Below are 23,676 nucleotides of genomic sequence, written 5' to 3'. Positions count from 1 at the left end.
CCAACAGACATATTTCATGGGCGCCGGCGACATATGTCAGCCAAACGACGCTCTGGCGCGACATGTCCTGGCATCAGAAGAATTAAACGTAAACCGATCTTCCGCGGTCTTTTTCCAGAATAAACGCCATAAACCATTTAGTAGGAAACGGAATATTCCTAACATAAATGAAGTATTAATCTTAACCGAACAATATGAATTGACGCGGGAAAATATCGACCGAAAAATATAAATTCCCGTTATTTTTCCTGATGACTTATATCCCCTATAATACCCGGCGTTTGTCGGCAACAAGTCGGCGTTATCCAGTACGCTGAATGTCCGTCAACCACGATAACGACCGGCCGGTCATCGACACGCTGACAACCTGTTGTCTTCAACGGCGTCGCATCATTGATGCCCCGCTCTTGTTAACACCGGCGCTTAAGGAAGAATATTCTTAGTTCACCGTGCGCCGCCGCGTGGTTATAAATAAGCTAATAGGGATATAATGAAAACATACGGACTTTTAATGATCATACCCGCATTTTTCCTCAACGGCTGCGTCCAGTGGGAGCGTAACGATGCCAGCAATACCCTCTGGCAGGCCGAATATGCCAAATGCAAAGAGCGCGCATACCAGCGCTTTCCGCCTGACGTCGTCAAAGACGTTGAAGTTGATTACAGCGATCAATACGTTCCCTGCAAGAAAAACAAGAAAACCTGCCCGGACGGCCATCGTTATGAATCACGGCCGACGCTACGTACATTACACAGCGACAACAACAAGGACGCCCGCAACGCCATCATAAAATCCTGCATGTACGAGAAAGGTTGGTATGAAAAGGTCTACTACTGGCCACACAGTTAAGCCGGCCTGAGCCTACTCGTCATCGCCGTGCGGCATGCCGGTTTTCGGCTTGCTTTTATTGTCGTGCGGCTTATCCTTCGCCGCTGATAATGCCTTGCCCATCAGCCATAACAGCAGCGGCACCAACAGCAGGCATAATCCCAGTGTAATCAGCGCGTTTGTCATCCTTCATCCGCCTGTTTCGTGGAGTATTATGCCTGAGTGTAGCAGTTTTACGCGTCGGATTCGCGCTCTGCGCCGCGCAGCAACGTCGCGGTGCGCACCGGCGCCAACGGCATCCGCGGTGGCGCCAGCGGCCAGTCGAACAGATAACGCGCCGCCGTTGCGCAAATTTTTCCCTGACAGGCGCCCATGCCGCAGCGACTGGCCAGTTTGGCGCTGCGCCAGTCCGCCTGCCCGGCCACCTGATCCAGCGTCACATCCTCGCAGCGACACAGCAGCGTTTGCGCCGTCGCCAGCGTCTTTAACGCCGGGTCCAGGTCAAAGGTTCCCGCAACCACGGCGGCAAAACGCTGCCAGCGCTCACGCGCCCGCAGCGCCTGCGACGGTGCCGCTGCACCGCTGGCGGCATAGCCGGCGATCGCCCCCTCCGCCAGCGCCAACTCGCTGCCCCCGACGCCGGTGCACTCCCCCGCGGCGTAAATATGCGCCACGCTGCTCTGCTGTCGGGCGTTAACGGCCACCGCCTGCCGCTCTATCCGACAGCCCAGCAACTGCGCCAGTTCAATATTCGGCACCAGCCCATAGCCGCAGGCCAGCCAATCGCAGGCCAGCCGGCGCACGCGTCCGCGTTCTTGCACCTCGATACTGTCCAGCCGGCGATCGCCGTGGGCAGCCAATACATAGCTATCGCCACGATAACGCGCATTAAACAGCCGCACGGACTGCCGCAGCTTGCCCGGCCAGCGCCATAACCCGCAGGCAAAGCGCGCCGTACGCCGCAACGGCGCCTGCTCCGCCAGCAGTACCACCTCGCCGCCGGCCCGACGTACCGTATCCGCCACCGCCAGCAGCAACGGCCCGCTGCCGGCGATCGCCACCCGCCGGCCGCGAACGTCCAGCCCCTGCTTGATCTGCGCCTGCAGTCCGCCAGCGCCGGTCACGCCCGGCAATGTCCAGCCGGGAAAAGGCAGCAGCAGCTCACGCGCGCCGCAGCACAGGATAAGATGCCGGAACTCAATCACGCCGCAGTGCTGCGCATCCTCATACAGCAGCCGCCGCGTGCCGCACAGCGCTACCACTTTGCAGCCGTGCAGCCAGCGGATATTTTTTTGTCCCGCCACAGCCTGACGATAACGCCGCGCCAGCGCCGGCAGAACGACCGCTGGTCCGGCGCGCCAGATTTGTCCGCCCGGATGCGGGTTATCGTCCAGCAACAGTACCGATTTACCACTTTGCGCGGCGGCCAGCGCAGCGGATAATCCGGCCGGCCCCGCGCCAATCACCACGATTTCACCGAACAGATCAGCCATTGTCACTCCTGGTAATATGCATATCGGCCCGGCACAGGGTCTGACAGGCCAGCCGCCGGACGCCATCAATGCTGACGCGGCACTCCTGACAGACGCCCATGCCGCAAAACGGCGTGCGCGGCTGCCCGGAGACCGACAAACGGCAGTGCGGCTGCGACGTCATACTCAACGCCGCCGCAACGCTGATGCCTACCTTGACCCACAGACGTTCTCCATCAATGGTGATGACTATCTTGCTCATACGGGCACCTCCTCGGCTGCCAGCAGCCGGGCTGGCAGGTAGGGCGTAGCGTCAATCGCCGGACGCTGCCGCAGCAAACGGTCAGCAATCAGCGCCGCGCTGCCGAGCGCGGTGGTCACGCCCAGCCCCTCATGCCCCAGCGCCAGCCACAGACCGTCGCGCGCGGGATGCGGCCCCAGCAGCGGCAGACCGTCCGCCGCCGCCGCGCGCTGCCCGGTCCAGCAGCGGATAATATTCATCTGCGCCAGCGACGGCACAAACTGCGTCGCTCGTCGCAGCATCGCCGCCAGCAGCGACATATCCAGCGCCTCGTCCGGCGCGTCAAACTGGCGCGAAGAGCCGATCAGCAACTGTCCGGTGGGGCGCGCCTGCAGATTAAACGCCACAGAGGTGCCGTCGCTGGCGTGTGCGCTGGCACCGTACCCCAGCTCCACCAGCTGATGACGCACCTGCTGCGGATAGCGATCGGTGATCGCCAACTGCCCTTTTTTGCCCCGCAGCAGCGGCTCCGCCAGCAGCGTATTGGCCGCCAGGCCGCACGCCAGCAGCACCGTATCGGCCGTCAGCCGCGTGCCATCGGCCAGTCGCACCGCCTGCGGCTCCAGCGCCACGGCATCGCCGCGATGGCGCACAATCGCCTCGCCCCCCTGCTCAACCAGCCAGCGGGCCGCATTCGGCGCGTACACAATGCCGTCGCCGGGAACCAGCAGCCCGCCGGCCAAACCGTGACGCAACAGCGGTTCGCAGCGCCGCAACTCGCCGGCGCTGACCAGGCGGCTCTCCGCCCCCGCGGCGGCCAAACGCCGCTGCTTTTGCTCCGCCAGCGCCAGTTCGTCGTCATGCTCCGCCAACCACAGCGTGCCGCAGCCGCGCCAGGCGCAATGCTCCGGCATCAGCGCGCTCACCTCACGCCACAGGCGCAGCGAATAGGCGCAGAGCGCCAGCTCGGCCGGGTTATCGTCCATGCAGACCAAATGCCCCATTCCGGCCGCGGTCGCCCCCGGCAGGCCATTGTCCAGCAGCGTCACCCGCAGTCCCCGCTGCGCCAGCTGCCAGGCGCAGGCGCTGCCGACAATACCGGCGCCGACTACAATCACGTCGGCGCGTTTCATGCGCGGATCCCCCATATAAACGGGTCGCGCGGGTCAAGCAGCAGCTGACTGTCGGCACAGACATAGGCTTCGCCGCGAATCGAGGGTCGGATCCCCTGCGCCAGCGGCTGATAGCTGGCGCGAAACTCGCTGCCGATCACGCTGGCCTGCCGCCAGACCGCCCCCGGCGCCAGCTTGCCGTCGTCCGCCAGACAGGCCAGTTTGGCGCTGGTGCCGGTGCCGCAGGGCGAACGGTCATAGGCGTTGCCGGGGCACAGCACAAAATTACGGCTGTCGGCGCGGTGGTCATCGGCAAACAGTTCGATATGGTCGATCACGCCGCCGTCTGCGCCGCATACTCCCGCCAGCTCCAACGCCTGCCGCACCGCCCAGCTGAACGTGGTCAGCGCATCAATATTGCCGCGCTCAACCGCCAGGCCATGTTCGGCGATCAGGAAGAACCAGTTACCGCCCCAGGCAATATCGCCGCAGACGCCGCCATAGCCGGGCACCTCAATGGTCACCGCACGGCGGTAGCGGTAGGCCGGCACGTTTTGCACCGTGACGCTGCCGTCCTGATGCAGCCTGGCGCTGACCGTGCCCACCGGCGTTTCAATCTGGTGATCGCCGGGGCGAATGCGTCCCAGGTAGGCCAGCGACGCCACCAGGCCGATGGTGCCGTGGCCGCACATGCCGAGATAGCCGGTATTATTGAAAAAGATCACGCCGGCGCTGGCCGTCGGCGAACAGGGACGGCACAGCAGCGCCCCGACCAGCACGTCATTGCCGCGCGGCTCAAGAATAATGGCGCTGCGCCAGTGGTCATAACGTTCGGCAAACAGCGCCTTGCGTTCCGCCATGCTGCCGCTCCCCAGCTCGGGGAAACCATCAACGATCAGGCGCGTGGGTTCGCCGCCGGTGTGGGAATCGATAGCCCGCAGTGCGGTGATGGACGTGGAATCGGTCATCGGGATCTCCAGCGAGTTGATAAAATCTCCACGTCAGCCTGACCGAATCCCCCGCCGTCGGCTTGATGCATTTCGGCGCAATGCATGGCGAAATCAGCACAGTCACCCCGACGCCGGCCTGCCGGTCAACAACGGCCCATAACAATCTCTTATTTATCATGGCGTTATTTTTATGCTAAATCAGCCAATGCCCACGCTGCGTCCGTCTGGGCGGCCCGGCGACGGCAAAATTATGCGGTGATCCGCAGTTTTGGCGGACGGCGCTTGCCAAGTTAAATAAAAGTTAATATTGATCCGAAACCGTTAAATTCAGCGGCCAACAGGAAAGGTACAGCGATGCGTTTAGCCAGCAATCCCCCGCCTCCCCCGCCGGCGCCCGAGATGACGGCCATGGCGGCAGACAACGACTTTGCCGTCGAACAACTCAGCCGGCTGTGCGACGGCCTGGCGCAGCAGCGCCCTCACGATCTGCACAGCATACTCAATGCGCTGGCGCTGATTGCGCCGCTGCTGAACGCCATTCCCAACGTGGTGTTTTTCCTGAAAGACGCCCAGGCGCGCTATCTGCTGGCCAACCTGACGCTGGCGAAACGCTGCGGATTCAAAACGGTAGCGCCGCTGTTGGGCAAAACCTCCGCCGACGTGTTTCCCGCCCAGCTCGGCGCCGGCTATACCGAGCAGGATCTGCGCGTGCTGCGCCACGGCGTACAGATTCAGGATCAGCTGGAGATGCACCTGTACAACGGCCGAGAAACCGGCTGGTGCCTGACGCAGAAGCTGGCGCTGTGCGATGCGCAGGGCAACGTTATCGGCATGGCGGGGATTTCACACGACCTGCAGGAGGCCAAAGCCAACCACCCGGCCTATCAGCGGCTGGCGGCGCTGGATGACTATATCCGCCGCCACTACGCCAGGCCGATCGCGCTGGAGGAGCTGACCGCGTTGACCGGGCTGTCGGTGGCGCAGATCGAACGCTACTGTAAGCGCATCTTCCACCTGACGCCGCGTCAGATGATTCACAAGGTGCGGCTGGAGAAAGCCAGCGCACTGCTGGCCGGCGATACGCCGATTACCGATATCGCCCTGCAGTGCGGCTATACCGATCACAGCGCTTTCAGCCGCCAGTTCAAAGCCATGACTGGCTCAACGCCGCGGGATTTCCGCCATTCGCTGCACGCTTAACCCCTGTAATTTTAAGCCGTTAAGGGGCCATCCGCCCGCGGCGGCGGCCGGCCTTTTTCCCGCTGACTGTGCTGATTTCGTCATGCCCGGCGACGAAAAGCGTCAAGCCGTCGCCGCGGATTACGGTCACTCTGTTATCGAATTTCACCAATCACTCACCATCAATTAACACATTCGACGACAGGAAAAACAGCATGAGCCAAAAAGCCATTAACTGGAGCGGCGTGTTCCCCGCGGTCAGCACCCAATTCCGCAGCGATTTTTCTCTCGATCTGGAAGCCACCCACCGGGTGGTGAGCAACCTGGTTAACGACGGCGTCTCCGGGCTGGTGGTGTGCGGCAGCGTCGGCGAGAACACCTCGCTCAGCGCGCAGGAAAAGCTGGCGGTGATCGAAGTGGCGAAAGACGCCGCGCGGGGTAAAGTGCCGGTGATCGCCGGCATCGCCGAATTCACTACCGCCTTCGCGCAGGATATGGCGCAACAGGCCGCCAAGGCCGGCGTCGACGGCATCATGGTGATGCCGGCCCTGGTGTATTCGTCCAAACCGCACGAAACCGCGGCGCACTTTCGCAGCGTCGCCGCCGCCACCGATCTGCCGATTATGGTCTACAACAATCCGCCGATTTATAAAAACGACGTCACGCCGGACATTCTGATCTCGCTGGCAGACTGCGACAACATCGTCTGCTTTAAAGACTCCTCCGGCGATACCAGCCGCTTTATCGATCTGCGCAACACGGTCGGCGATCGCTTCGTGCTGTTCGCCGGGCTGGACGATGCTGTGGTGGAAAGCATCGCCGTCGGTGCCGAAGGCTGGATTTCCGGCATGTCCAACGCCTTCCCGCGCGAGGGGGAGACGCTGTTCCGGCTGGCGAAACAGCAACGCTTCGACGAAGCGCTGGCGCTGTACCGCTGGTTTATGCCGCTGCTGCACCTCGACGCCCGGCCGGATTTGGTGCAGTGCATCAAGCTGTGCGAAGAGCTGGTCGGGCGCGGCAGCGCGGTCACCCGCCCGCCGCGTCTGGCGCTGAAAGGCGAAACCCGCCGCCAGGTGGTTGCCATCGTCGAGCAGGCGCTGGCGCAGCGTCCAGCGCTGCCGGACGTCGGTCTGTAAATCCTGACGCGCCCCTGCCGCGTCAGGGGTGCCGTAACCACAGCGGGGACACTATGCCTATCACCACCCTCAGCGGAAAACAGTTTATCGGCGGCCAACGCGTCGCCAGCGGCGCGGCCGAACTTATCAGCCTACGCGCCGATAACGGCCAGCCCACCGGCTATCGTTTCCATCCGGCCAGCCGCCACGAGGCCGATTGCGCCGCACGCGCGGCACAGTCGGCGTTTGTTGCCTACGCGCAAACCTCCTGCCGGCAGCGCGCGGACTTTCTGGACGCCATTGCCGACCAGCTTGATGCGCTGGATGACGTTTTTTTCACCATCGTGCAGCAGGAAACCGCGCTGCCGCCGGCGCGCCTGCGGGGAGAACGCGCCCGCACCAGCGGCCAGATGCGGCTGTTCGCCGAACTGCTGCGCCGCGGCGACGTTATCGGCGCGCGGATTGACACCGCCCAGCCGCAGCGCGCGCCGCTGCCGCGTGCGGATATACGTCAGTACCACACCGCCATCGGTCCGGTCGCGGTATTCGGCGCCAGCAATTTCCCGCTGGCCTTCTCCACCGCCGGGGGCGATACCGCCGCCGCGCTGGCCGCCGGCTGCCCGGTGGTGTTCAAAGCGCACGGCGGCCATATGGCCACCGCCGAACTGACCGCCGCCGCGATCGAACGCGCGGTCACTCAGCAGCAAATGCCGGCCGGCGTGTTCAATATGATCTTCGGTGAACATATCGGCGCCGATCTGGTGCAGCATCCGGCGATTCAGGCGGTCGGCTTTACCGGCTCGCTGAAAGGCGGCCGCGCGCTGTTCGATCTGGCGCAGCAGCGCCCACAGCCGATCCCGGTGTTCGCCGAGATGTCGAGCATCAACCCGGTGATCGCGCTGCCGCAGGCGCTGGCGCAGCGCGGCCGGCACATCGCCCAGCAGCTGGCGGCCTCGATCACCCTGGGCTGCGGCCAGTTCTGCACCAAGCCCGGACTGATCCTCGGGGTACGCAGCCCGGCATTCAGCCAGTTTATCGCCGAGCTGGGCCAGCAGATTGAGGCCGCCGAGCCGCAGACCATGCTTAATGCCGCCATCCTGCGCCACTACCAGCAGGGCCTGCACGAACTGGATCACTATCCGGGCATCGCACATCTGGCCGGGCGGCGCGCTACCCCGGCGCTGCAGGCCGGTGCGCAGCTGTATCAGGCGGAAGGCCGGCTGCTGCTGGCGGCAGATACGCGGCTGCAGGAGGAGGTGTTCGGCCCGGTCGCCATCGTAGCGGCGTTGGACAACGACGCGCAGCTGCTGCAGGCGCTGAACGCCCTACAAGGGCAACTGACCGCCACGCTGCTGGCCGATGACGCCGACCTGAACGCCGCCGCGCCGCTGCTGGCGTGTCTGACGCATAAAGCCGGACGGGTGCTGTTTAACGGCTACCCCACCGGCGTAGAGGTGTGCGACGCCATGGTGCACGGTGGGCCTTACCCCGCCACCAGCGACGCCCGCGGCACCTCGGTCGGTACGCTGGCGATCGCGCGTTTTATGCGGCCGGTCTGTCTGCAGAATACGCCGTCGTCGCTGCTGCCGCCGGCCCTGCAGGATGAGAACCCGCTTAATTTACTGCGACTGGTAAACGGCGTTTACCAGCGCGATCCGCTGTGACCAGCACCTGCCATGCGATAATAAAAGGGTAGCCACATGACCACACAGGGTAAATTCAAGAAGCAGCTTACGCTCACCGACCTGACGTTTATCGGCCTGGGCGCCATTTTTGGCTCCGGCTGGCTGTTTGCCGCCAGTCATGTCTCCGCCATCGCCGGTCCGGCGGGGATCTACTCCTGGCTGATCGGCGGGCTGGCAGTGTTGCTGCTCGGCATTGTCTACTGCGAGCTGGGGGCGGCGCTGCCGCGCGCTGGCGGCATCATCCGTTATCCGGTGTTTTCTCACGGCGAGCTGATGGGCTACCTGCTCGGCTTTATCACGCTGATCGCCTTCTCCAGCCTGATCTCGATTGAAATCGTCGCCGCCCGCCAGTATGCCGCCGCCTGGTTCCCCTTTCTCAGCCGGCCCGATTCGGGCGATCCCACCCTTATCGGCTGGCTGGTGCAGCTGCTCCTGCTGTGCCTGTTCTTCGCGCTCAACTACTACAGCGTGAAAACTTTCGCCAAATCCAACAACTTCATCAGCATTCTGAAATTCCTGGTGCCGCTGCTGGTGATTGTGGTGCTGTTCACCTTCTTTAAACCGGAAAACCTGCACAGTCAGGGCTTCGCCCCCTACGGCGCAGCCGGCGTGGAGGCGGCGATCTCCGCCGGCGGCATTATTTTCGCCTATCTGGGGCTGACGCCGATTATTTCGGTTGCCAGCGAAGTGCAAAAACCGCAGCGTACCATTCCCATCGCCCTGATCCTCTCCGTGCTGCTCTCGACGGTGATCTATGTGCTGTTGCAGCTGGCTTTTCTCGGCAGCATTCCCGCCGAGATGCTCAGCGGCGGCTGGTCAGGCATCAGCAAACAGTTCTCGCTGCCCTACCGCGACATCGCCATCACGCTCGGCATGGGCTGGCTGGCGTTTCTGGTGGTCAGCGATGCGATTATCTCCCCCAGCGGCACCGGCAACATCTATATGAACGCCACGCCGCGCGTGGTCTACGGCTGGGCGCGCGCCGGCACCTTCTTTAAAGTCTTTACCCGCGTTGACGGCGAGTCCGGTATTCCGCGCCCGGCGCTGTGGCTGACCTTTGCGCTGTCGATCTTCTGGACGCTGCCGTTTCCGTCGTGGGAGCGGCTGATCGGCGTGGTGTCCGCCGCGCTGGTGCTGAGCTACGCTATCGCGCCGGTCACCGCCGCCGGGCTGCGCCGCAATGCGCCGGATCTGGCGCGGCCGTTTTTGGTGCGCGGCTTCTGCGTGCTCGGCCCGCTGTCATTTATCATTTCCGCGCTGATCGTCTACTGGTCCGGCTGGAACACCATCTCCTGGCTGCTGGGCCTGCAGATCCTGATGTTCCTGATCTATATCCTGTTCAAAAAGCAGGTGCCGACGCACGCCGTCACGCTGCGCCAGCAGGTTTACTCCTCGCTGTGGCTGGTAGCCTTCTATGGGCTGATCATTATCGTCTCCTACCTCGGCAGTTTCGGCGGCATCGGCGCCATCGGCCATCCGTGGGATACCCTGACGGTGGCGGTGATTGCGCTGGCGATCTACTACTGGGGCGCCTATACCTGTTTACCTCAGGCAAATTTTGTCGGGGATGAAGAAGAGTAACTCAAGGGAGGATGTCATCATGACGGCAAGTATACGCCTGACGCTGGATCAGGCCTATCATCTGGCGCAGCGCGCGCTGCGCAGCAACGGCTTCAGCGCCGAACACGCCGACGCGGTGGCGCAGAACGTCACCGCCGGGGAGCGCGACGGCTGCGCCTCCCACGGGCTGTACCGCATTCTCGGCTGCGTACACTCGCTGCGGATGGGAAAAGTCTCCGCCGACGCCGAACCGGAACTGATCGACAGCGCCCCCGCCATTATGCGGGTGAACGCCCACGGCGCATTTTCGCTGGTGGCCTACCGCCGGGCGCTGCCGGCGTTTGTCGATAAGGTGAAACGCAACGGCATCGCCGCGCTGGCAATCAACCACTGCGTACACTTCTCGGCGCTGTGGGCCGACATCGAGCCGCTGACCGAGCAGGGACTGGTGGCGCTGGCCTGTACCCCCAGCCACGCCTGGGTGACGCCGGCCGGCGGCAATCAGCCGCTGTTCGGCACCAACCCCATCGCCTTCGGCTGGCCGCGGCCCGCACGGCCGCCCTTCGTGTTTGATATGGCCACCAGCGCTGCGGCGCGCGGTGAAATAGAACTGCACCGACGCGCCGGCAAACCGCTGCCGTCGGGCTGGGGCATCGACAAGGATGGCAATCCCTCAACCGATGCCGCCAGCGTACTGGCCGGCGCCATGCTGACCTTCGGCGGGCATAAAGGCTCGGCGCTGGCGGCAATGGTGGAATTATTGGCCGGGCCGTTGATCGGCGATATGACCAGCAAAGAGTCGCTGGCGTTTGATAACCAGACCGGTTCATCGCCTTACGGCGGCGAACTGATTATCGCCATGGATCCGCAACGCTTTCTGGGGGCACAGCAGGACACCTATCTGGCCCATGCCGAAACGCTGTTCAGCGATATGCAGCAACAGGGCGCGCGGCTGCCCGGCGAGCGGCGCTTTCGCCAACGTCCGCTGAGTGAGCAGCACGGCATCGAACTGCCGCAGGCACTGTACGAGGAGATTGAAGCGCTGTGCCAGTAACACCTCGCCCCTCTCCCCCGCCGGGAGAGGGGCGAATGATTATCTGACCACCATCACCGACGTTTTGGCATGGCGCACGATCGCCGCGGCGTTGGAGCCGAGCAGGTAGGTTTTGACGCTGGGACGCCGCGAACCGACCACGATCAGGTCCGCACCGATATCGTCGGCCAGCTGCAGCACCTCGTCACGCGGCGAGCCGAAGCTGATGGTGTAAGACAGACGCTCCAACGGCAGCTCCATTTCCGCAATGATATTCTTCAGTTTGTCGATAGCGTTAACTTCCGCCTGATTCTCAAACTCTTTGATGCCAAACGAATAGGCAGTCACGAATGCCGACGCATCCGGCAACGCATGGAACAGGTGCACCTTGGCGCCCGACGCCTTGGCCAGATACTCCACATGCTTGATCGCCTTGTCCGTCAGTTGCGGCTCTTCAAGATCAACCGGTACTAAAATCATCTGGTACATATATCATCCCTATTTGGTGGTAGCCCTGTGACTGCCAGCTTACTGCTGACGGCGGCGCGGATGAATTGATTTCTCGGTTTTTTGTGATCGGGGGTAAAGACTATTTAACCACCGGGACGGCGTTAATCAGGAAAGGCGCTGGAGCTGCGCCGGAGGCCGCATGCCGCCGCCTCCGGCGTATGCGTTATGCCTTGGTTTTTTCCAGCTGTTTGACCAGCACATAGCGCAGCGAAGAGGCATCGGCCGGCACGTTTTCCAGCTCGCTGACGTTCACCAGCAGCTTATAGCGGTAGCCGGGGGTAAACGCGAAGCCTTCAATCTGGGTGTAAAACAGTTCCCACTCTGCATCCGGCGCCTGACGCACCTGCATGCATTTCATCGGCGCTACGCCCACGCAGTCCACCAGGCGGCTGTTGACGTATAAGGTTTCGCTTTTTCCGGCCGCTGACGCAGACGCTTCCGGCGACGTTGACGACTGGCTACAGCCGGTCAGGCCGGCCAGTAATAAGAGCGCTAATGATTTGTTTTTCATACTTTGTTCCCTCAGAGGTTAAGCAGGCATGATAACAATATCAGTCGCCGTTCAACAAAATAAAAAACCAGTTTTTAACACATTACCAGCTAATCAAGTGGCAATAATGAAAAAACACAGGTAAGCCATCTGGTCATTCCTGTGGGTAAAAATCGGCGAATTCCTGGTCATCCGGCCACTGGCGACGGAAATTTTGTGCATGACAAGAAATAGGGATAAAACGCGCACCGGAGTGATAAACATGCGCCAGATCACCTTTCTGCACGCCAAGCGAAACGCTACTGCAATTTTGCGCGGCGCCGCACAAATTTAACGCCGTCATGCCGTACCGAGCCTGAACCAGGCGCGCTAAGCTAATGATTTTTAGCCGCCTGAGGCTTAACGCCCGCCGCAGGCAGTTGCAAACCGATCGCCGGCGCTCCCCCGCCAGACGTCGGCGGCCCGCCCCCAATTAGCGCCGGGCGTCTGCGGCGGGTCACCGTTTCCATGCATTAGTTTTTTTCATGCAAAAAATTTAACCCTTTGGTATATCAACAAGATAGCGTTGGCAAAGGCTGTTAATTTTTGATGCCTGAGGGTAACCTTGCGCTTTCTGAAGGTCCGATTTACCGCCTGTGTACAAGAAACAGTCAACTTTCCCCTTGGCGTCAAATGTTGTAAACATGTTACGCAAAGGTGAATTGGTAACACCACCTAAATTAAAGCCGGGCAGCCGGATAAACGTATAAGAAAGAGCCAATTTAGAGCTCGTAATTTCACTCATGACAGGTAAGACAGGACATCATCAGATGGTAGACCACGCTAAAATTACCACCGACGCCGCAGAGGCGTCAGACGATCATCTACGCAGAAACCTGACCAACCGCCATATTCAGCTGATCGCCATCGGCGGCGCTATCGGCACCGGTCTGTTTATGGGCTCGGGCAAAACCATCAGCCTGGCCGGCCCTTCCATCATCTTCGTCTACATGATCATCGGCTTTATGCTGTTCTTCGTGATGCGGGCGATGGGGGAGCTGCTGCTGTCCAACCTGCAGTACAAATCCTTCAGCGATTTCGCCGCCGATCTGCTCGGCCCGTGGGCCGGCTTCTTTACCGGCTGGACCTACTGGTTCTGCTGGGTGGTGACCGGCATTGCCGACGTGGTGGCGATCACCGCCTACGCCCAGTTCTGGTTCCCCGGACTGTCGCAGTGGATCGTGTCGCTGCTGTGCGTACTGGTGCTGCTGACGCTCAACCTGGCCACGGTGAAGATGTTCGGTGAGATGGAGTTCTGGTTTGCGATGATCAAAATCGTCGCCATCATCGGCCTGATCGTCACCGGGGTAGTGATGATCGCTACCCACTTCCAGTCGCCGAACGGCAGCGTCGCGTCGCTCTCACACCTGTGGAACGACGGCGGCATGTTCCCGAAAGGCATCAGCGGCTTCTTCGCCGGCTTCCAGATTGCAGTCTTCGCCTTTGTCGGCATCGAGCTGGTCGGCACCACCGCCGCCGAAACCAAAGACCCGGAAAAAGTGCTGCCGCGTGCGATTAACTCAATTCCGCTGCGCATTATCATGTTCTACGTGTTCTCGCTGATCGTCATCATGTCAGTGACGCCGTGGAATTCCGTGGTGGCCGACAAGAGCCCGTTCGTCGAGCTGTTTATGCTGGTCGGCCTGCCGGCGGCGGCCAGCGTGATTAACTTTGTGGTGCTGACCTCGGCAGCCTCCTCCGCCAACAGCGGCGTGTTCTCCACCAGCCGTATGCTGTACGGCCTGGCGCAGCAGGGCGACGCGCCGAAGTCATTCGCCAACCTGTCCAAACGCGCGGTACCGGCCAACGGTCTGACCTTCTCCTGCATCTGCCTGCTGGGCGGCGTGGTGCTGATTTACCTGATCCCGAACGTGGTGACGGTATTTACCCTGGTCACCACCGTGTCCGCCATTCTGTTCATGTTCGTCTGGACGATCATTTTGTGTTCGTACCTGGTGTACCGCAAGCGTCGCCCGCAGCTGCACCAGAAATCGGTTTATAAAATGCCGGCCGGCAAGCTGATGTGCTGGGTCTGTATGGCGTTCTTCGCCTTTGTGCTGGTGCTGCTGACCCTGCAGGACGATACGCGCCAGGCGCTGATGGTCACGCCGCTGTGGTTCGTGGTGCTGGCTCTCGGCTACCTGGTGGCGCGCAATAAAAAAGCGGCCTGACGCTAACGGGGAGGCCACGCCTCCCCGCTTCCTGCACTAACTCTCCGCCACGGCCTCACGCTTTTTCTTCCGCCGGATACGCAGTTCGCTGACAATCACCCCCAGCACGATCAACGCCCCGCCAAGCAGTGCGGCGCCTGGTAAACGTTCCCCGGCGATACGCCCCACCACGCCGGCCCACACCGGTTCACCGGCATAAATCACCGTGGCCCGCGTCGGCGAAATACTGCGCTGCGCCCAGTTCATGGTGAGCTGGATCAGCGCGCTGGCGATGCCAAGCCCCACGGCGCAGTACAGCAGATAGTCGGAATAAGCCGGCACCGCTTCGCCGCTCGGCAGCATCATCAGGAAAGAGAGCTGCGAGGCGGTCGCCAACTGAATGACGGTCACCCGCCTGACGTTCACCTTGCCGGCATAGGCGCCGATCAGGATAATTTCCGCCGCCACCGCGACGGTGCCGATCAGCGTCACGGTCTCGCCCAGACTAAAGCTGACCTCGCTGTTGCTCGGCCCGGCCAGCAGCATCAGGCCGCTGAAGGCCAGCAGGATGCCGACCCAGGCCATCAGGCCCGGAAAACGCTTGAGCACCAGCCACTGCAGCAGCGGCACCATCGGCACGTACATCGCGGTAATAAACGCCGACTGGCTGCTGCTGATGGTCTGTAGCCCGATGCTCTGCAGGCTGTAACCCACGGCGATCGTCACGCCAATCAGTATCCCCGCCTTGCACTCATACCAGGTCAGCCCGCGCAGGCTGTTCAGTGAAAACAGCGTTAACGCCAGTGCGGCGGTGCCGAAACGCAGCCCGACAAAAAAGAACGGGCCGCTGACCGTCATCGCATGATGAATCGCCAGAAAGGTGCCGCCCCAGATCATGGTAATCACAATCAGGATCGCTTCCTGCGGCCTGATTTTCAGCCACAGGCCTGGAGTAGAAGATGTTTTGCTCATAGACGCCGACTTGCCCTAGATAAATACAACGTGCACTATAATGCACAGATCCTGCCAGTATCGGACATCACGCAACAATGAGCAATATAGTGCACAACGACAAGCCCGACGCCCCCCAGGTGCTGCAGTACCTCAGCAGCAACGTGCGCGGTTATCGTCAGCAGGCGGCGCTGAGTCAGACGGCGCTGGCGGCGCTGTCCGGCGTCAGCCGCCGCATGCTGGCGGGGATTGAGGCCGGCGACCGCAACGTCAGCCTGGCGGTGCTGGATAAACTGGCGGCGGCGCTCCAGGTCTCTTTCAGCGATCTGATCCAGGCGCCGGTGGCGCGCGGCAGCCATCTGGTGGGCGAGCTGGCCTGGCAGGGCGAACAGGCGGCCAGCCAGGCGATTTTTGCCGCCAGCGTGCCGGCGCGCCAACGGGTGGAGCTGTGGCAGTGGACGCTGATGCCGCACGAGCAGTATCACTCGCAGCCCGATGCCGAAGGCTGGCGCGAGATCGTGTATGTGATTGAGGGCTGCCTGACGCTGCTGCTGGAGCAGCAGACGCTGACGCTGTGCGCCGGCGATACCCACGTTTTCAACAGCGATCAGCAGTACGCGTACGCCAACCGCGGTGACGGCCCGCTGCGCTTTATCCGCAACGTCTCCTTTTAAGGCTGCATCGCCGCCTGGCGCTGCAGCCAATGCAGCAAGGTTTCCGCCGCGCTGCCCGGCGCTACCGGCTGCGGCGTCAGCAGGCTGTAGCCGCTGTCGTCGTGGCGAAATCCGAACGGCGCCGCCAGCAGTCCGGCGCCGATATCATCACGCACCTGTTGCCACGGCCCAATCGCCACGCCCAGCCCGGCGACCGCCGCCTGCAGGCTAAAGTAGAAGTGCTCGAAACGCTGCTGCGGCATACCCTCAATCGATACCCCCTGCGCCTGCGCCCAATCCGCCCAGGCGTTGAGCCGGGTGGCGGTCTGCAGCAGTACCGCATCGCGCCGCAAACGCGGCTCTGTCTGACTGCCCTCAACAAACTGCGCCAGCATTTCCGGTTTGCAGACCGGGCCGATCTTTTCACTGAACAGCGGGATGCTGTGCACGCTGGCGCCCCAGTCAAAATCATTACGTCGAATCGCCAGCGTAATGCCATCCTGGAAAGCCACCGCGCCGCCACCGGCCACCAGCTGCACATGAATGGCCGGATGGGTACGCAGGAATTCCGACATGCGCGGAATCAGCCAGCGCATCAATAACGTCGGCTCACAGGAGAGAACGATCGGCGCGTTTTGCGCCTGCAGATACAGCTCCTGCACGCTCTGCTCAAGAATATCGAACGCCTGCTGGCTGGCCTGCCACAGCTTGCGCCCGGCCGTCGTCAGATAGACCCGGCGGTGACGTCGTTCAAACAGCGCCAGCCCCAGCTCATTCTCCAGCGCCCTCACCGCCCGGCTGATGGCACCATGGGTCAGGCTCAGGCTATGCGCCGCCTGGGTAAAGCTTTCCAGCCTGGCCGCCGCCTCAAAGCAGCGCAGCCCGCCCAGAGAAATGTTCCTGCCGATTTTGCGTGAGATAGGCTCACCGATTTTGTCAGTTTTCATCGTTTGTCTCCCTGTTCGCGACGTTCAACAATGCAACCCTATCTAATCAATATCTTATACAGGCCCACTATGACCGAACTTATTGCCGTCGTCACCCTGACTTTACTCGCCGTGATCAGCCCCGGCCCGGATTTCGCCATGGTATCGCGCAACAGCCTGAACGGCTCGCGCGCCGCCGGACTTTACTGCGCGCTGGGCATCGGCCTTGGCGTGCTGGTTCACGTGGGCTACACGCTGATCGGCGTCGGCCTGCTGATTCAGCGCTCGCTGTGGCTATTCACCCTGCTGAAATTTATCGGCGCGGCCTACCTGATTTATCTGGGCGTACAGATGTTCCGCCATGCGGCCACGGTGTCGGCATCCACGGCAGCGCCGGCGTCGCATATGGGTGACTGGCGCGCACTGAAAACCGGGTTTCTGACCAATGTGCTGAACCCCAAGACTACCGTTTTCATCGTCAGCCTGTTTATGCAGGTGGTTAACCCGCAAAGCCCGCTGTGGCTGCAGATCGGCTACGGGCTGTTTATTTCTCTGGCGCATATGTTGTGGTTTGGCGCCGTGGCGCTGTTCTTCTCCGCTCCCGGCGTCAGCGCGCGCTTTCTGCGCCTGCGCCGCGGTATCGACCGTCTGTTCGGCGGGTTGCTGGTTACGTTCGGCGCGCTGCTGGCGCTGAGCAACCTGAGCCGCTGACGCTATCCTTGCCGGGACACGCGCGGATCCGTCAATTTTTATGATATTTTTATATCGGCCGCGCTATTCTATAACGACATCTATCAATGTGTTGACGCACAGTCCTTCGGCAACCCGGGCGCAAGCATGGTCAAAACAAAACAACTGGTTATTGTTGTTCACCTTTGCAGTTTTTTAGTGGTTCTTTACAGCCTTTCCATGATTCCCCCGTTATTAATGGCGTTGCTCTATAAAGAAAAGAGCATCTTCCCGTTCTTCTATACGCTGGTGATCGCCGCCTCGGTCGGCGGCCTCGGCTGGTTCAGCAGTCGCCAGTCGAAGGTGCAGCTGCGCACCCAGGACGGTTTTTTAATCATCGTGCTGTTCTGGCTGCTGTTTTCCATCATCAGCGCCCTGCCGCTGTGGCTCGACGATACCCTGAATATCAGCCTGGTGGACGCCATGTTCGAGGGCGTCTCCGGCATCACCACTACCGGCGCCTCGGTGCTGAACGACGTCTCCTCGGTGCCGAAGTCCTTCCTTTACTACCGTGCGCAGCTGAATTTTGTCGGCGGTTTGGGGGTTATCGTCCTGGCGGTGGCGGTGCTGCCGCTGCTGGGGATCGGCGGCGCCAAACTGTATCAGTCGGAAATGCCCGGCCCGTTCAAGGAGGAGCGCCTGACGCCGCGCCTGGCCGACACCGCCAAAAACCTGTGGCTGATTTATCTCGGGCTGGGGCTGCTGTGCACCCTGGCGTTCCGCCTGGCCGGCATGCCCTGGTTCGACGCCCTGTGTCATGCGTTGTCCACCGTCTCGCTGGGCGGTTTCTCCACCCGCAATGAGAGCCTGGGCTATTTCGACAGCGCACCGATCGAGCTGGTCGGCGGTATTTTCTCCGTGCTGGCGGCCATCAACTTCACCCTGTTCTTCGTCGCCGTCAGCCGCCGCAGCCTGAAGCCGCTGCTGCGCAACCCCGAGCTGCGCTTTTTCCTGCTGATTCTGTCCATCATCGTGGCCATCGTGGTGATCGAGCTGTACCGCTCCGGCATGTACGGCCTCAAAGACGCGCTGGTGCACGGCTTTTTCCTCACCAGTTCGATGATGACCGACAACGGCCTGGCCACCGCTGACTATGCCAAAACGCCGACCAACGCCATCCTGCTGCTGCTTGGCGCCAGCTTCTTCGGCGGCTGCGTAGGCTCAACCTGCGGCGGGATTAAAGCGCTGCGCTTTCTTATCATGTACAAAGTGAGCCGCCACGAGGTCAACCAACTGGTGCACCCCAACGCCATTTTCACCATCAAGGTCGGCGATGCCTCGGTGCACGATCGCGTACTGCGTTCGGTATGGAGCTTTTTCTTTCTGTACGTGCTGTTCAGCTGCCTGTTCGTCTGGGCGCTGAATCTGATGGGGTATGACATGATGACCGCATTCGCCACCGTCGCCGCCTGCATCAACAATATGGGTCTGGGGTTCGGCGAGACGGCGGCCGGCTTCGGCACGCTCTCCGATCCCGCCAAATGGCTGATGTGCGCCGCCATGCTGCTGGGGCGTCTGGAGATTTACCCGATTCTGATTTTATGCTCCCGCACCTTCTGGCGTTTCTGATCCCTGCACCGGCGATTCGTTCTTCCGACGGTGCCTTTCCAGATAATAAACCTTATCCATCGCTAAAATTCAGACAAAATTACTAGAATTAATCCCAACCATAACCGTTTACCCCATGAAATGTCAGTTAATGTCATTTTCGTGTATACTTCTCCGGCACTATTTTTCGGGCGTCCTGCGCCCATTTTCTCTGGAGTTGTTATTTCCAAGCAGTAGCTTTATCCCAAATAATTTGGACTTGCATCGCGACGGTAAGGGAGCGCATCTCAATAAATCAATCATTTGGGTGCAACCGTCGGTGACACAGATGCAGCTTCAAGCATAAAGGGGATATCACTCCCTAACGGACTAGAAGGTATTCTATGAGCCAAAACGACACTGAAAACGTGGCCCGTCGTAGCCATATCAATCCTCCGGTATTTTTCATTTCCGCCGCACTGATCATCGTCCTGGTGGCGTTTGCCGCGCTCTATCCCGAGCTGGCCGATCGTAAATTCAAAGCACTTCAACAGGGGATATTCACTAACGCCAGCTGGTTCTATATTCTGGCGGTCGCGCTGATCCTGCTCAGCGTCACCTATCTCGGCCTGTCGCGCTACGGCAACATCAAGCTGGGGCCGGATCACGCCCAGCCGGACTTCAGCTATGTCTCCTGGTTCGCCATGCTGTTTTCCGCCGGTATGGGCATCGGACTGATGTTCTTCGGCGTCGCCGAGCCGGTGATGCACTATCTTTCACCGCCGGTCGGCACGCCGGAAACGGTGGAAGCGGCCAAACAGGCGATGCGCCTGACCTTCTTCCACTGGGGCCTGCACGCCTGGGCGATTTACGCCATCGTGGCGCTGATCCTGGCGTTCTTCAGCTACCGTCACGGCCTGCCGTTAACGCTGCGCTCGGCGCTGTATCCGATTATCGGCGACCGCATCTACGGGCCGCTGGGCCATGCGGTGGATATCTTCGCCGTGATCGGCACCGTTTTCGGCGTCGCCACCTCGCTGGGCTACGGCGTGCTGCAGGTGAACGCCGGTCTGAACCATCTGTTCGGCCTGCCGATCAATGAAACGGTGCAGGTGGTGCTGATCGTGGTGATTACCGGGCTGGCGACGCTGTCGGTGGTGTCCGGTCTGGATAAGGGCATCCGCATTCTGTCCGAACTGAACCTCAGCCTGGCGATCCTGCTGCTGGTGCTGGTCGGCATCCTCGGCCCAACCGTGCTGCTGCTGAAATCCTTTGTGGAGAACACCGGCGGCTACCTGTCCGAGATCGTCAGTAAAACCTTTAACCTGTACGCCTACGAGCCGAAATCCAGCAACTGGCTGGGCGGCTGGACGCTGCTCTACTGGGGCTGGTGGCTCTCCTGGTCGCCGTTTGTCGGCATGTTTATCGCCCGCGTCTCCCGCGGCCGCACCATCCGCGAATTCGTCACCGGCGTGCTGTTTGTCCCGGCCGGCTTCACCCTGCTGTGGATGACCTTCTTCGGCAACAGCGCTATCAATCTGATTATGACCGAGGGCGCACGCGATCTGGCAACCACGGTGCAGACCGACGTTTCGCTGGCGCTGTTTAACTTCCTGGAGCACTTCCCGTTCGCCAATATTCTGTCGTTTATCGCCATGGCGATGGTGGTGGTGTTCTTCGTCACCTCGGCGGACTCCGGCGCCATGGTGGTGGATACGCTGGCCTCCGGCGGTTCCGACAAAACGCCGGTATGGCAGCGTATCTTCTGGGCTGCGCTGATGGGCGTGGTGGCGATCGCGCTGTTGATCGCCGGCGGCCTGAGCGCGCTGCAGACGGTCACCATCGCCAGCGCCCTGCCGTTCTCCGTGATTCTACTGATCTCGATTTACGGGCTGCTGAAAGCGCTACGGGTTGACGCCTATAAGCGCGACAGCCAGGTGATGACCACCATCGCACCGACCGCCGCACGCAATCCGATCTCCTGGCAGCGACGCCTGCGTAATATCGCCTACTTCCCGAAACGCTCGCACGTGAAGCGCTTTGTCAGCGAAGTGGTGCATCCGGCGATGACGCTGGTGGAAGCCGAGCTGATAAAGCAGGGAACCGAATCCACGATCGACGATTCGCAGGACGACCGTATCCGCTTTGAAGTGGATTTGGGCGATGACCTGAACTTCGTGTATGAAGTGCGCCTGCGCGCGTATATTCAGCCGGCCTTCGCCCTGGCGGGCCTGAACGATGAAGAGCGCGACGAAGAGCACAAGTACTACCGTGCGGAGATTCACCTGAAGGAAGGCGGCCAGGACTACGACGTGATGGGCTGGACGCAGGAACAGATCATCCACGATATTCTTGACCAGTACGAGAAGCACCTGCACTTCCTGCATCTGGTACGTTAAAACCGCTGCACTGACCGCCCTTCGGGGCGGTTTTTTTCGCCTCAACGCCTCTCTTTTATGTATCCCCCACAACACATCACCAATATCAATGTGTTGCATTGTTGTATTCATAACGCTGCGATAGGTTAAAAATACTGTAAATAAATACAGTGTTTTCTAACTTATTGAGGATACCACCATGCGTTTGAAACAGCTTTTCTCCCTGCTGGCCCTGCTCGTCAGCGCACAGAGCTTCGCCGTCGAGTCGATCGACAACTGCGCCGTCGGCTGTCCCACCGGCGGCAGCACCAACGTATCGATTGTCCGCCACGCCTACACGCTGAATAACAACAGCAGCACCAAGTTCGCCAACTGGGTGGCTTACCACATCACCAAAGATACGCTGGCCAGCGGTAAAACCCGCAGCTGGAAAACCGACCCGGTGCTGGATCCGCAGGATACCCTGGCTCCTGCCGACTACACCGGCGCCAATGCCGCCCTGCAGGTGGACCGCGGCCATCAGGCGCCGCTGGCCTCGCTGGCGAACGTGTCGGACTGGGAATCGCTGAACTATCTTTCCAACATCACGCCGCAAAAATCCGCGCTGAACCAAGGATCCTGGGCGGCGCTGGAAGATCAGGAGCGTAAACTTATCGCCCGCGCCGACGTCAGTTCGGTGTATACCGTTACCGGTCCGCTGTATGAGCGCGAGATCGGCAAACTGCCGGGCACCAGCAAGCCGCACACTATTCCCAGCGGCTACTGGAAGGTGATTTTTATCAACAGCAGTCCGGAGGTAAACCACTACGCCGCCTTTATCTTTGATCAAGATACCCCGCGTGACGCCGACTTCTGCCAGTTCCGCACCACCGTCAACGAGGTGGAAAAGCGCAGCGGCCTGATTCTGTGGGCCGGCCTGCCGGATGCGGTACAAGATAAACTGAAGAGTAAACCGGGCGTATTACCCGAGCTGATGGGCTGCCAAAACTAAGAATCACTGTACGACCCAGGCGGGGACAACGCTCCCCGCCTGACTGACCAATCGGCTAAATCTGGTAATCGATCGCTGCTTCAAGCTGTGCGGAAAACACCTTTTCTTTAATTTCCGTCAGCGTCAGCGTCGGATTGCACAGCTGAATAAAGCGCCAGGCGTAATTACGCTGCAGCTGGCTGCGTTTCAGCCCCAGCCAGACGGTATTCGGCTCGAACAGGTGTTCAGCATTCAGGCTGACCAGTCCGCGGTCACGCTCCTTCTCGTACGACATATCGGCCAGCACCCCCACGCCCAATCCCAGCTCCACATAGGTTTTAATCACGTCGGAGTCCTGCGCGCTGAGGGCAATGTCTGGCGTCAACCCCGCGGCCTTAAAGGCCGCATCCAGGCGCGACCGCCCGGTAATGCCCTGCCGGTAAGTGATCAACGGCTGGGTGCTCAGCTGCTCCAGCGTCAGCGGCCCGGCCTGCGTCAGCGGGTGGTTTTCTGGCACCAGAATCGCATGGTGCCAGCGATAGTAAGGAAACGCCGCCAGCGCGTCGTCGTTGATCAGCCGCTCGCTGGCGATGCCGATATCCGCCTCCCCAGAAGCCAGCATGGCGGCAATCTCCTCCGGCGTGCCCTGATTGAGCACCACTCGCACCCGCGGATACAGGGCGCGGAACTCCTTAATCACCCGCGGCAGACTGTAACGCGCCTGAGTATGGGTGGTGGCAATATGCAGCTGCCCGTCGTCATTGCTGCTGAACACATCCGCCAGCCGGCGAATATTGTTGGCATCGTTCAGAATGCGCTCGGCCACCACCAGCAGCTCTTTGCCGGGTTCAGTCATCCCCAGCAGGCGTTTACCGCGGCGAATAAATATTTCGATGCCCAGCTCTTCTTCCAGTTCGCGAATATGTCGGCTGACCCCCGACTGCGAAGTAAATAAGGTATTGGCTACTTCGGTCAGATTGTAATTACGACGGGCCGATTCCCGAATAATTTTTAATTGTTGGAAATTCATCCTGTCCCCCATTGCGCACAATTTCCTAATATTGATACGGGGACGATGGCAGGCTCACAAATAAAAAATAGCCTTTAGTTATGCTTTTTCACGATAAGACGTCGCCCAGGCGTCGCATTATGCCTACGCTCAGCGCGCTAGGAATTA

23 protein-coding genes are annotated in these 23,676 nt (G+C 60.8%); 12 read left to right on the top strand and 11 right to left on the bottom strand.

Features of this window, described 5'->3' with window-relative positions; translation table 11 throughout:
- Positions 1-490 precede the first annotated feature (490 nt).
- Positions 491-850, top strand: a complete 360-nt coding sequence (locus tag D781_RS08450; protein ID WP_041411766.1) for a hypothetical protein — start codon at positions 491-493, stop codon at positions 848-850.
- A gap of 12 nt (positions 851-862) precedes the next feature.
- Here D781_RS08450 and D781_RS23950 read toward each other — a convergent pair whose 3' ends face one another.
- Genes D781_RS23950 through D781_RS08430 form a run of 5 tightly spaced genes read right to left on the bottom strand, consistent with a single transcriptional unit; the run spans position 863 to position 4,622 of the window.
- Entirely contained in the window at positions 863-1,015 is a 153-nt protein-coding gene (locus D781_RS23950; RefSeq protein ID WP_015671894.1) for a hypothetical protein, read from the bottom strand.
- A 47-nt stretch (positions 1,016-1,062) separates the two neighbouring features.
- A complete protein-coding gene (locus D781_RS08445; protein ID WP_015671893.1) occupies positions 1,063-2,322 on the bottom strand; it encodes an FAD/NAD(P)-binding oxidoreductase in 1,260 nt (419 codons plus the stop codon).
- Positions 2,315-2,563: a 2Fe-2S iron-sulfur cluster-binding protein gene (locus D781_RS08440; RefSeq protein ID WP_015671892.1), complete on the bottom strand. Its 249-nt coding sequence runs from the start codon at positions 2,561-2,563 to the stop codon at positions 2,315-2,317. Before D781_RS08440 ends, D781_RS08445 begins: the two co-directional genes overlap by 8 nt.
- Positions 2,560-3,675 (bottom strand): FAD-dependent oxidoreductase, encoded by a 1,116-nt coding sequence (locus D781_RS08435; protein ID WP_015671891.1) that lies wholly within the window; start codon positions 3,673-3,675, stop codon positions 2,560-2,562. Before D781_RS08435 ends, D781_RS08440 begins: the two co-directional genes overlap by 4 nt.
- Entirely contained in the window at positions 3,672-4,622 is a 951-nt protein-coding gene (locus tag D781_RS08430; RefSeq protein ID WP_015671890.1) for a 4-hydroxyproline epimerase, read from the bottom strand. The genes D781_RS08435 and D781_RS08430 overlap by 4 nt, the downstream gene beginning before the upstream one ends.
- Before the next feature lie 381 nt (positions 4,623-5,003).
- Between D781_RS08430 and D781_RS08425 the strand changes: the two genes are divergently transcribed.
- The 5 genes from D781_RS08425 to D781_RS08405 all read left to right on the top strand — a co-directional run bounded on the left by D781_RS08425 (position 5,004) and on the right by D781_RS08405 (position 11,197).
- Positions 5,004-5,804, top strand: a complete 801-nt coding sequence (locus D781_RS08425) for an AraC family transcriptional regulator (protein ID WP_102024964.1) — start codon at positions 5,004-5,006, stop codon at positions 5,802-5,804.
- Positions 5,805-5,998: 194 nt separating this feature from the next.
- Entirely contained in the window at positions 5,999-6,919 is a 921-nt protein-coding gene (locus D781_RS08420) for a dihydrodipicolinate synthase family protein (protein WP_015671888.1), read from the top strand.
- 53 nt (positions 6,920-6,972) lie between these two features.
- A complete protein-coding gene (locus tag D781_RS08415; RefSeq protein WP_015671887.1) occupies positions 6,973-8,562 on the top strand; it encodes an aldehyde dehydrogenase (NADP(+)) in 1,590 nt (529 codons plus the stop codon).
- 36 nt (positions 8,563-8,598) lie between these two features.
- Positions 8,599-10,164, top strand: coding sequence for an APC family permease (locus tag D781_RS08410; protein ID WP_015671886.1), 1,566 nt, complete (start codon positions 8,599-8,601; stop codon positions 10,162-10,164).
- A 19-nt stretch (positions 10,165-10,183) separates the two neighbouring features.
- On the top strand, positions 10,184-11,197 hold the full coding sequence (locus D781_RS08405) for an Ldh family oxidoreductase (RefSeq protein ID WP_015671885.1): 1,014 nt from the start codon (positions 10,184-10,186) through the stop codon (positions 11,195-11,197).
- Positions 11,198-11,236: 39 nt separating this feature from the next.
- Here D781_RS08405 and D781_RS08400 read toward each other — a convergent pair whose 3' ends face one another.
- The 3 genes from D781_RS08400 to D781_RS23600 all read right to left on the bottom strand — a co-directional run bounded on the left by D781_RS08400 (position 11,237) and on the right by D781_RS23600 (position 12,519).
- Entirely contained in the window at positions 11,237-11,665 is a 429-nt protein-coding gene (locus D781_RS08400; RefSeq protein ID WP_015671884.1) for a universal stress protein, read from the bottom strand.
- A 184-nt stretch (positions 11,666-11,849) separates the two neighbouring features.
- Complete coding sequence (locus tag D781_RS08395; RefSeq protein WP_015671883.1) at positions 11,850-12,197, bottom strand: DUF4377 domain-containing protein; 348 nt, start codon at positions 12,195-12,197, stop codon at positions 11,850-11,852.
- Positions 12,198-12,330: 133 nt separating this feature from the next.
- Positions 12,331-12,519, bottom strand: a complete 189-nt coding sequence (locus tag D781_RS23600; protein WP_124014440.1) for a hypothetical protein — start codon at positions 12,517-12,519, stop codon at positions 12,331-12,333.
- A gap of 466 nt (positions 12,520-12,985) precedes the next feature.
- Here D781_RS23600 and cycA point away from each other — a divergent pair, with 466 nt between their 5' ends.
- A complete protein-coding gene (cycA, locus tag D781_RS08390; RefSeq protein WP_015671882.1) occupies positions 12,986-14,386 on the top strand; it encodes a D-serine/D-alanine/glycine transporter in 1,401 nt (466 codons plus the stop codon).
- Between the two features lie 36 nt (positions 14,387-14,422).
- Here cycA and D781_RS08385 read toward each other — a convergent pair whose 3' ends face one another.
- A complete protein-coding gene (locus D781_RS08385) occupies positions 14,423-15,337 on the bottom strand; it encodes a DMT family transporter (RefSeq protein WP_015671881.1) in 915 nt (304 codons plus the stop codon).
- 77 nt (positions 15,338-15,414) lie between these two features.
- Here D781_RS08385 and D781_RS08380 point away from each other — a divergent pair, with 77 nt between their 5' ends.
- A complete protein-coding gene (locus D781_RS08380) occupies positions 15,415-15,990 on the top strand; it encodes an XRE family transcriptional regulator (RefSeq protein WP_015671880.1) in 576 nt (191 codons plus the stop codon).
- Here D781_RS08380 and D781_RS08375 read toward each other — a convergent pair.
- Complete coding sequence (locus D781_RS08375; RefSeq protein ID WP_015671879.1) at positions 15,987-16,916, bottom strand: LysR family transcriptional regulator; 930 nt, start codon at positions 16,914-16,916, stop codon at positions 15,987-15,989. The genes D781_RS08380 and D781_RS08375 overlap by 4 nt on opposite strands.
- A 69-nt stretch (positions 16,917-16,985) precedes the next feature.
- Between D781_RS08375 and D781_RS08370 the strand changes: the two genes are divergently transcribed.
- The 4 genes from D781_RS08370 to D781_RS08355 all read left to right on the top strand — a co-directional run bounded on the left by D781_RS08370 (position 16,986) and on the right by D781_RS08355 (position 22,520).
- Positions 16,986-17,606 (top strand): LysE family transporter, encoded by a 621-nt coding sequence (locus D781_RS08370; RefSeq protein ID WP_015671878.1) that lies wholly within the window; start codon positions 16,986-16,988, stop codon positions 17,604-17,606.
- A 126-nt stretch (positions 17,607-17,732) separates the two neighbouring features.
- Positions 17,733-19,193 carry a TrkH family potassium uptake protein gene (locus D781_RS08365; RefSeq protein WP_015671877.1) on the top strand — a complete coding sequence of 487 codons (1,461 nt, stop codon included), beginning with the start codon at positions 17,733-17,735 and terminating at the stop codon, positions 19,191-19,193.
- Positions 19,194-19,555: 362 nt separating this feature from the next.
- Positions 19,556-21,550, top strand: coding sequence for a choline BCCT transporter BetT (betT, locus tag D781_RS08360; protein ID WP_015671876.1), 1,995 nt, complete (start codon positions 19,556-19,558; stop codon positions 21,548-21,550).
- A 178-nt stretch (positions 21,551-21,728) separates the two neighbouring features.
- Complete coding sequence (locus tag D781_RS08355) at positions 21,729-22,520, top strand: DNA/RNA non-specific endonuclease (RefSeq protein WP_015671875.1); 792 nt, start codon at positions 21,729-21,731, stop codon at positions 22,518-22,520.
- Positions 22,521-22,575: 55 nt separating this feature from the next.
- Here the strand turns inward: D781_RS08355 and cbl are convergent, their stop codons facing one another.
- Positions 22,576-23,529: an HTH-type transcriptional regulator Cbl gene (gene cbl / locus D781_RS08350; RefSeq protein WP_041411764.1), complete on the bottom strand. Its 954-nt coding sequence runs from the start codon at positions 23,527-23,529 to the stop codon at positions 22,576-22,578.
- Positions 23,530-23,676: the final 147 nt, after the last annotated feature.

Source organism: Serratia sp. FGI94 (assembly GCF_000330865.1).
GTDB lineage: Bacteria > Pseudomonadota > Gammaproteobacteria > Enterobacterales > Enterobacteriaceae > Serratia_B > Serratia_B rubidaea.
This window is presented reverse-complemented; position numbering and strand designations above follow the sequence as displayed.

Bases quoted from the DNA above. Each gene is read 5' to 3' on its own strand.
- D781_RS08445 (WP_015671893.1), bottom strand. From the start codon at position 2,322: ATGGCTGATCTGTTCGGTGAAATCGTGGTGATTGGCGCGGGGCCGGCC.
- D781_RS23950 (WP_015671894.1), bottom strand. From the start codon at position 1,015: ATGACAAACGCGCTGATTACACTGGGATTATGCCTGCTGTTGGTGCCG.
- D781_RS08385 (WP_015671881.1), bottom strand. From the start codon at position 15,337: ATGAGCAAAACATCTTCTACTCCAGGCCTGTGGCTGAAAATCAGGCCG.
- D781_RS08430 (WP_015671890.1), bottom strand. From the start codon at position 4,622: ATGACCGATTCCACGTCCATCACCGCACTGCGGGCTATCGATTCCCAC.
- D781_RS08425 (WP_102024964.1), top strand. From the start codon at position 5,004: ATGACGGCCATGGCGGCAGACAACGACTTTGCCGTCGAACAACTCAGC.
- D781_RS08395 (WP_015671883.1), bottom strand. From the start codon at position 12,197: ATGAAAAACAAATCATTAGCGCTCTTATTACTGGCCGGCCTGACCGGC.
- D781_RS23600 (WP_124014440.1), bottom strand. From the start codon at position 12,519: ATGACGGCGTTAAATTTGTGCGGCGCCGCGCAAAATTGCAGTAGCGTT.
- D781_RS08420 (WP_015671888.1), top strand. From the start codon at position 5,999: ATGAGCCAAAAAGCCATTAACTGGAGCGGCGTGTTCCCCGCGGTCAGC.
- D781_RS08370 (WP_015671878.1), top strand. From the start codon at position 16,986: ATGACCGAACTTATTGCCGTCGTCACCCTGACTTTACTCGCCGTGATC.
- D781_RS08450 (WP_041411766.1), top strand. From the start codon at position 491: ATGAAAACATACGGACTTTTAATGATCATACCCGCATTTTTCCTCAAC.
- D781_RS08435 (WP_015671891.1), bottom strand. From the start codon at position 3,675: ATGAAACGCGCCGACGTGATTGTAGTCGGCGCCGGTATTGTCGGCAGC.
- D781_RS08355 (WP_015671875.1), top strand. From the start codon at position 21,729: ATGCGTTTGAAACAGCTTTTCTCCCTGCTGGCCCTGCTCGTCAGCGCA.
- D781_RS08410 (WP_015671886.1), top strand. From the start codon at position 8,599: ATGACCACACAGGGTAAATTCAAGAAGCAGCTTACGCTCACCGACCTG.
- D781_RS08440 (WP_015671892.1), bottom strand. From the start codon at position 2,563: ATGAGCAAGATAGTCATCACCATTGATGGAGAACGTCTGTGGGTCAAG.
- cycA (WP_015671882.1), top strand. From the start codon at position 12,986: ATGGTAGACCACGCTAAAATTACCACCGACGCCGCAGAGGCGTCAGAC.
- betT (WP_015671876.1), top strand. From the start codon at position 19,556: ATGAGCCAAAACGACACTGAAAACGTGGCCCGTCGTAGCCATATCAAT.
- cbl (WP_041411764.1), bottom strand. From the start codon at position 23,529: ATGAATTTCCAACAATTAAAAATTATTCGGGAATCGGCCCGTCGTAAT.
- D781_RS08405 (WP_015671885.1), top strand. From the start codon at position 10,184: ATGACGGCAAGTATACGCCTGACGCTGGATCAGGCCTATCATCTGGCG.
- D781_RS08365 (WP_015671877.1), top strand. From the start codon at position 17,733: ATGGTCAAAACAAAACAACTGGTTATTGTTGTTCACCTTTGCAGTTTT.
- D781_RS08415 (WP_015671887.1), top strand. From the start codon at position 6,973: ATGCCTATCACCACCCTCAGCGGAAAACAGTTTATCGGCGGCCAACGC.
- D781_RS08400 (WP_015671884.1), bottom strand. From the start codon at position 11,665: ATGTACCAGATGATTTTAGTACCGGTTGATCTTGAAGAGCCGCAACTG.
- D781_RS08375 (WP_015671879.1), bottom strand. From the start codon at position 16,916: ATGAAAACTGACAAAATCGGTGAGCCTATCTCACGCAAAATCGGCAGG.
- D781_RS08380 (WP_015671880.1), top strand. From the start codon at position 15,415: ATGAGCAATATAGTGCACAACGACAAGCCCGACGCCCCCCAGGTGCTG.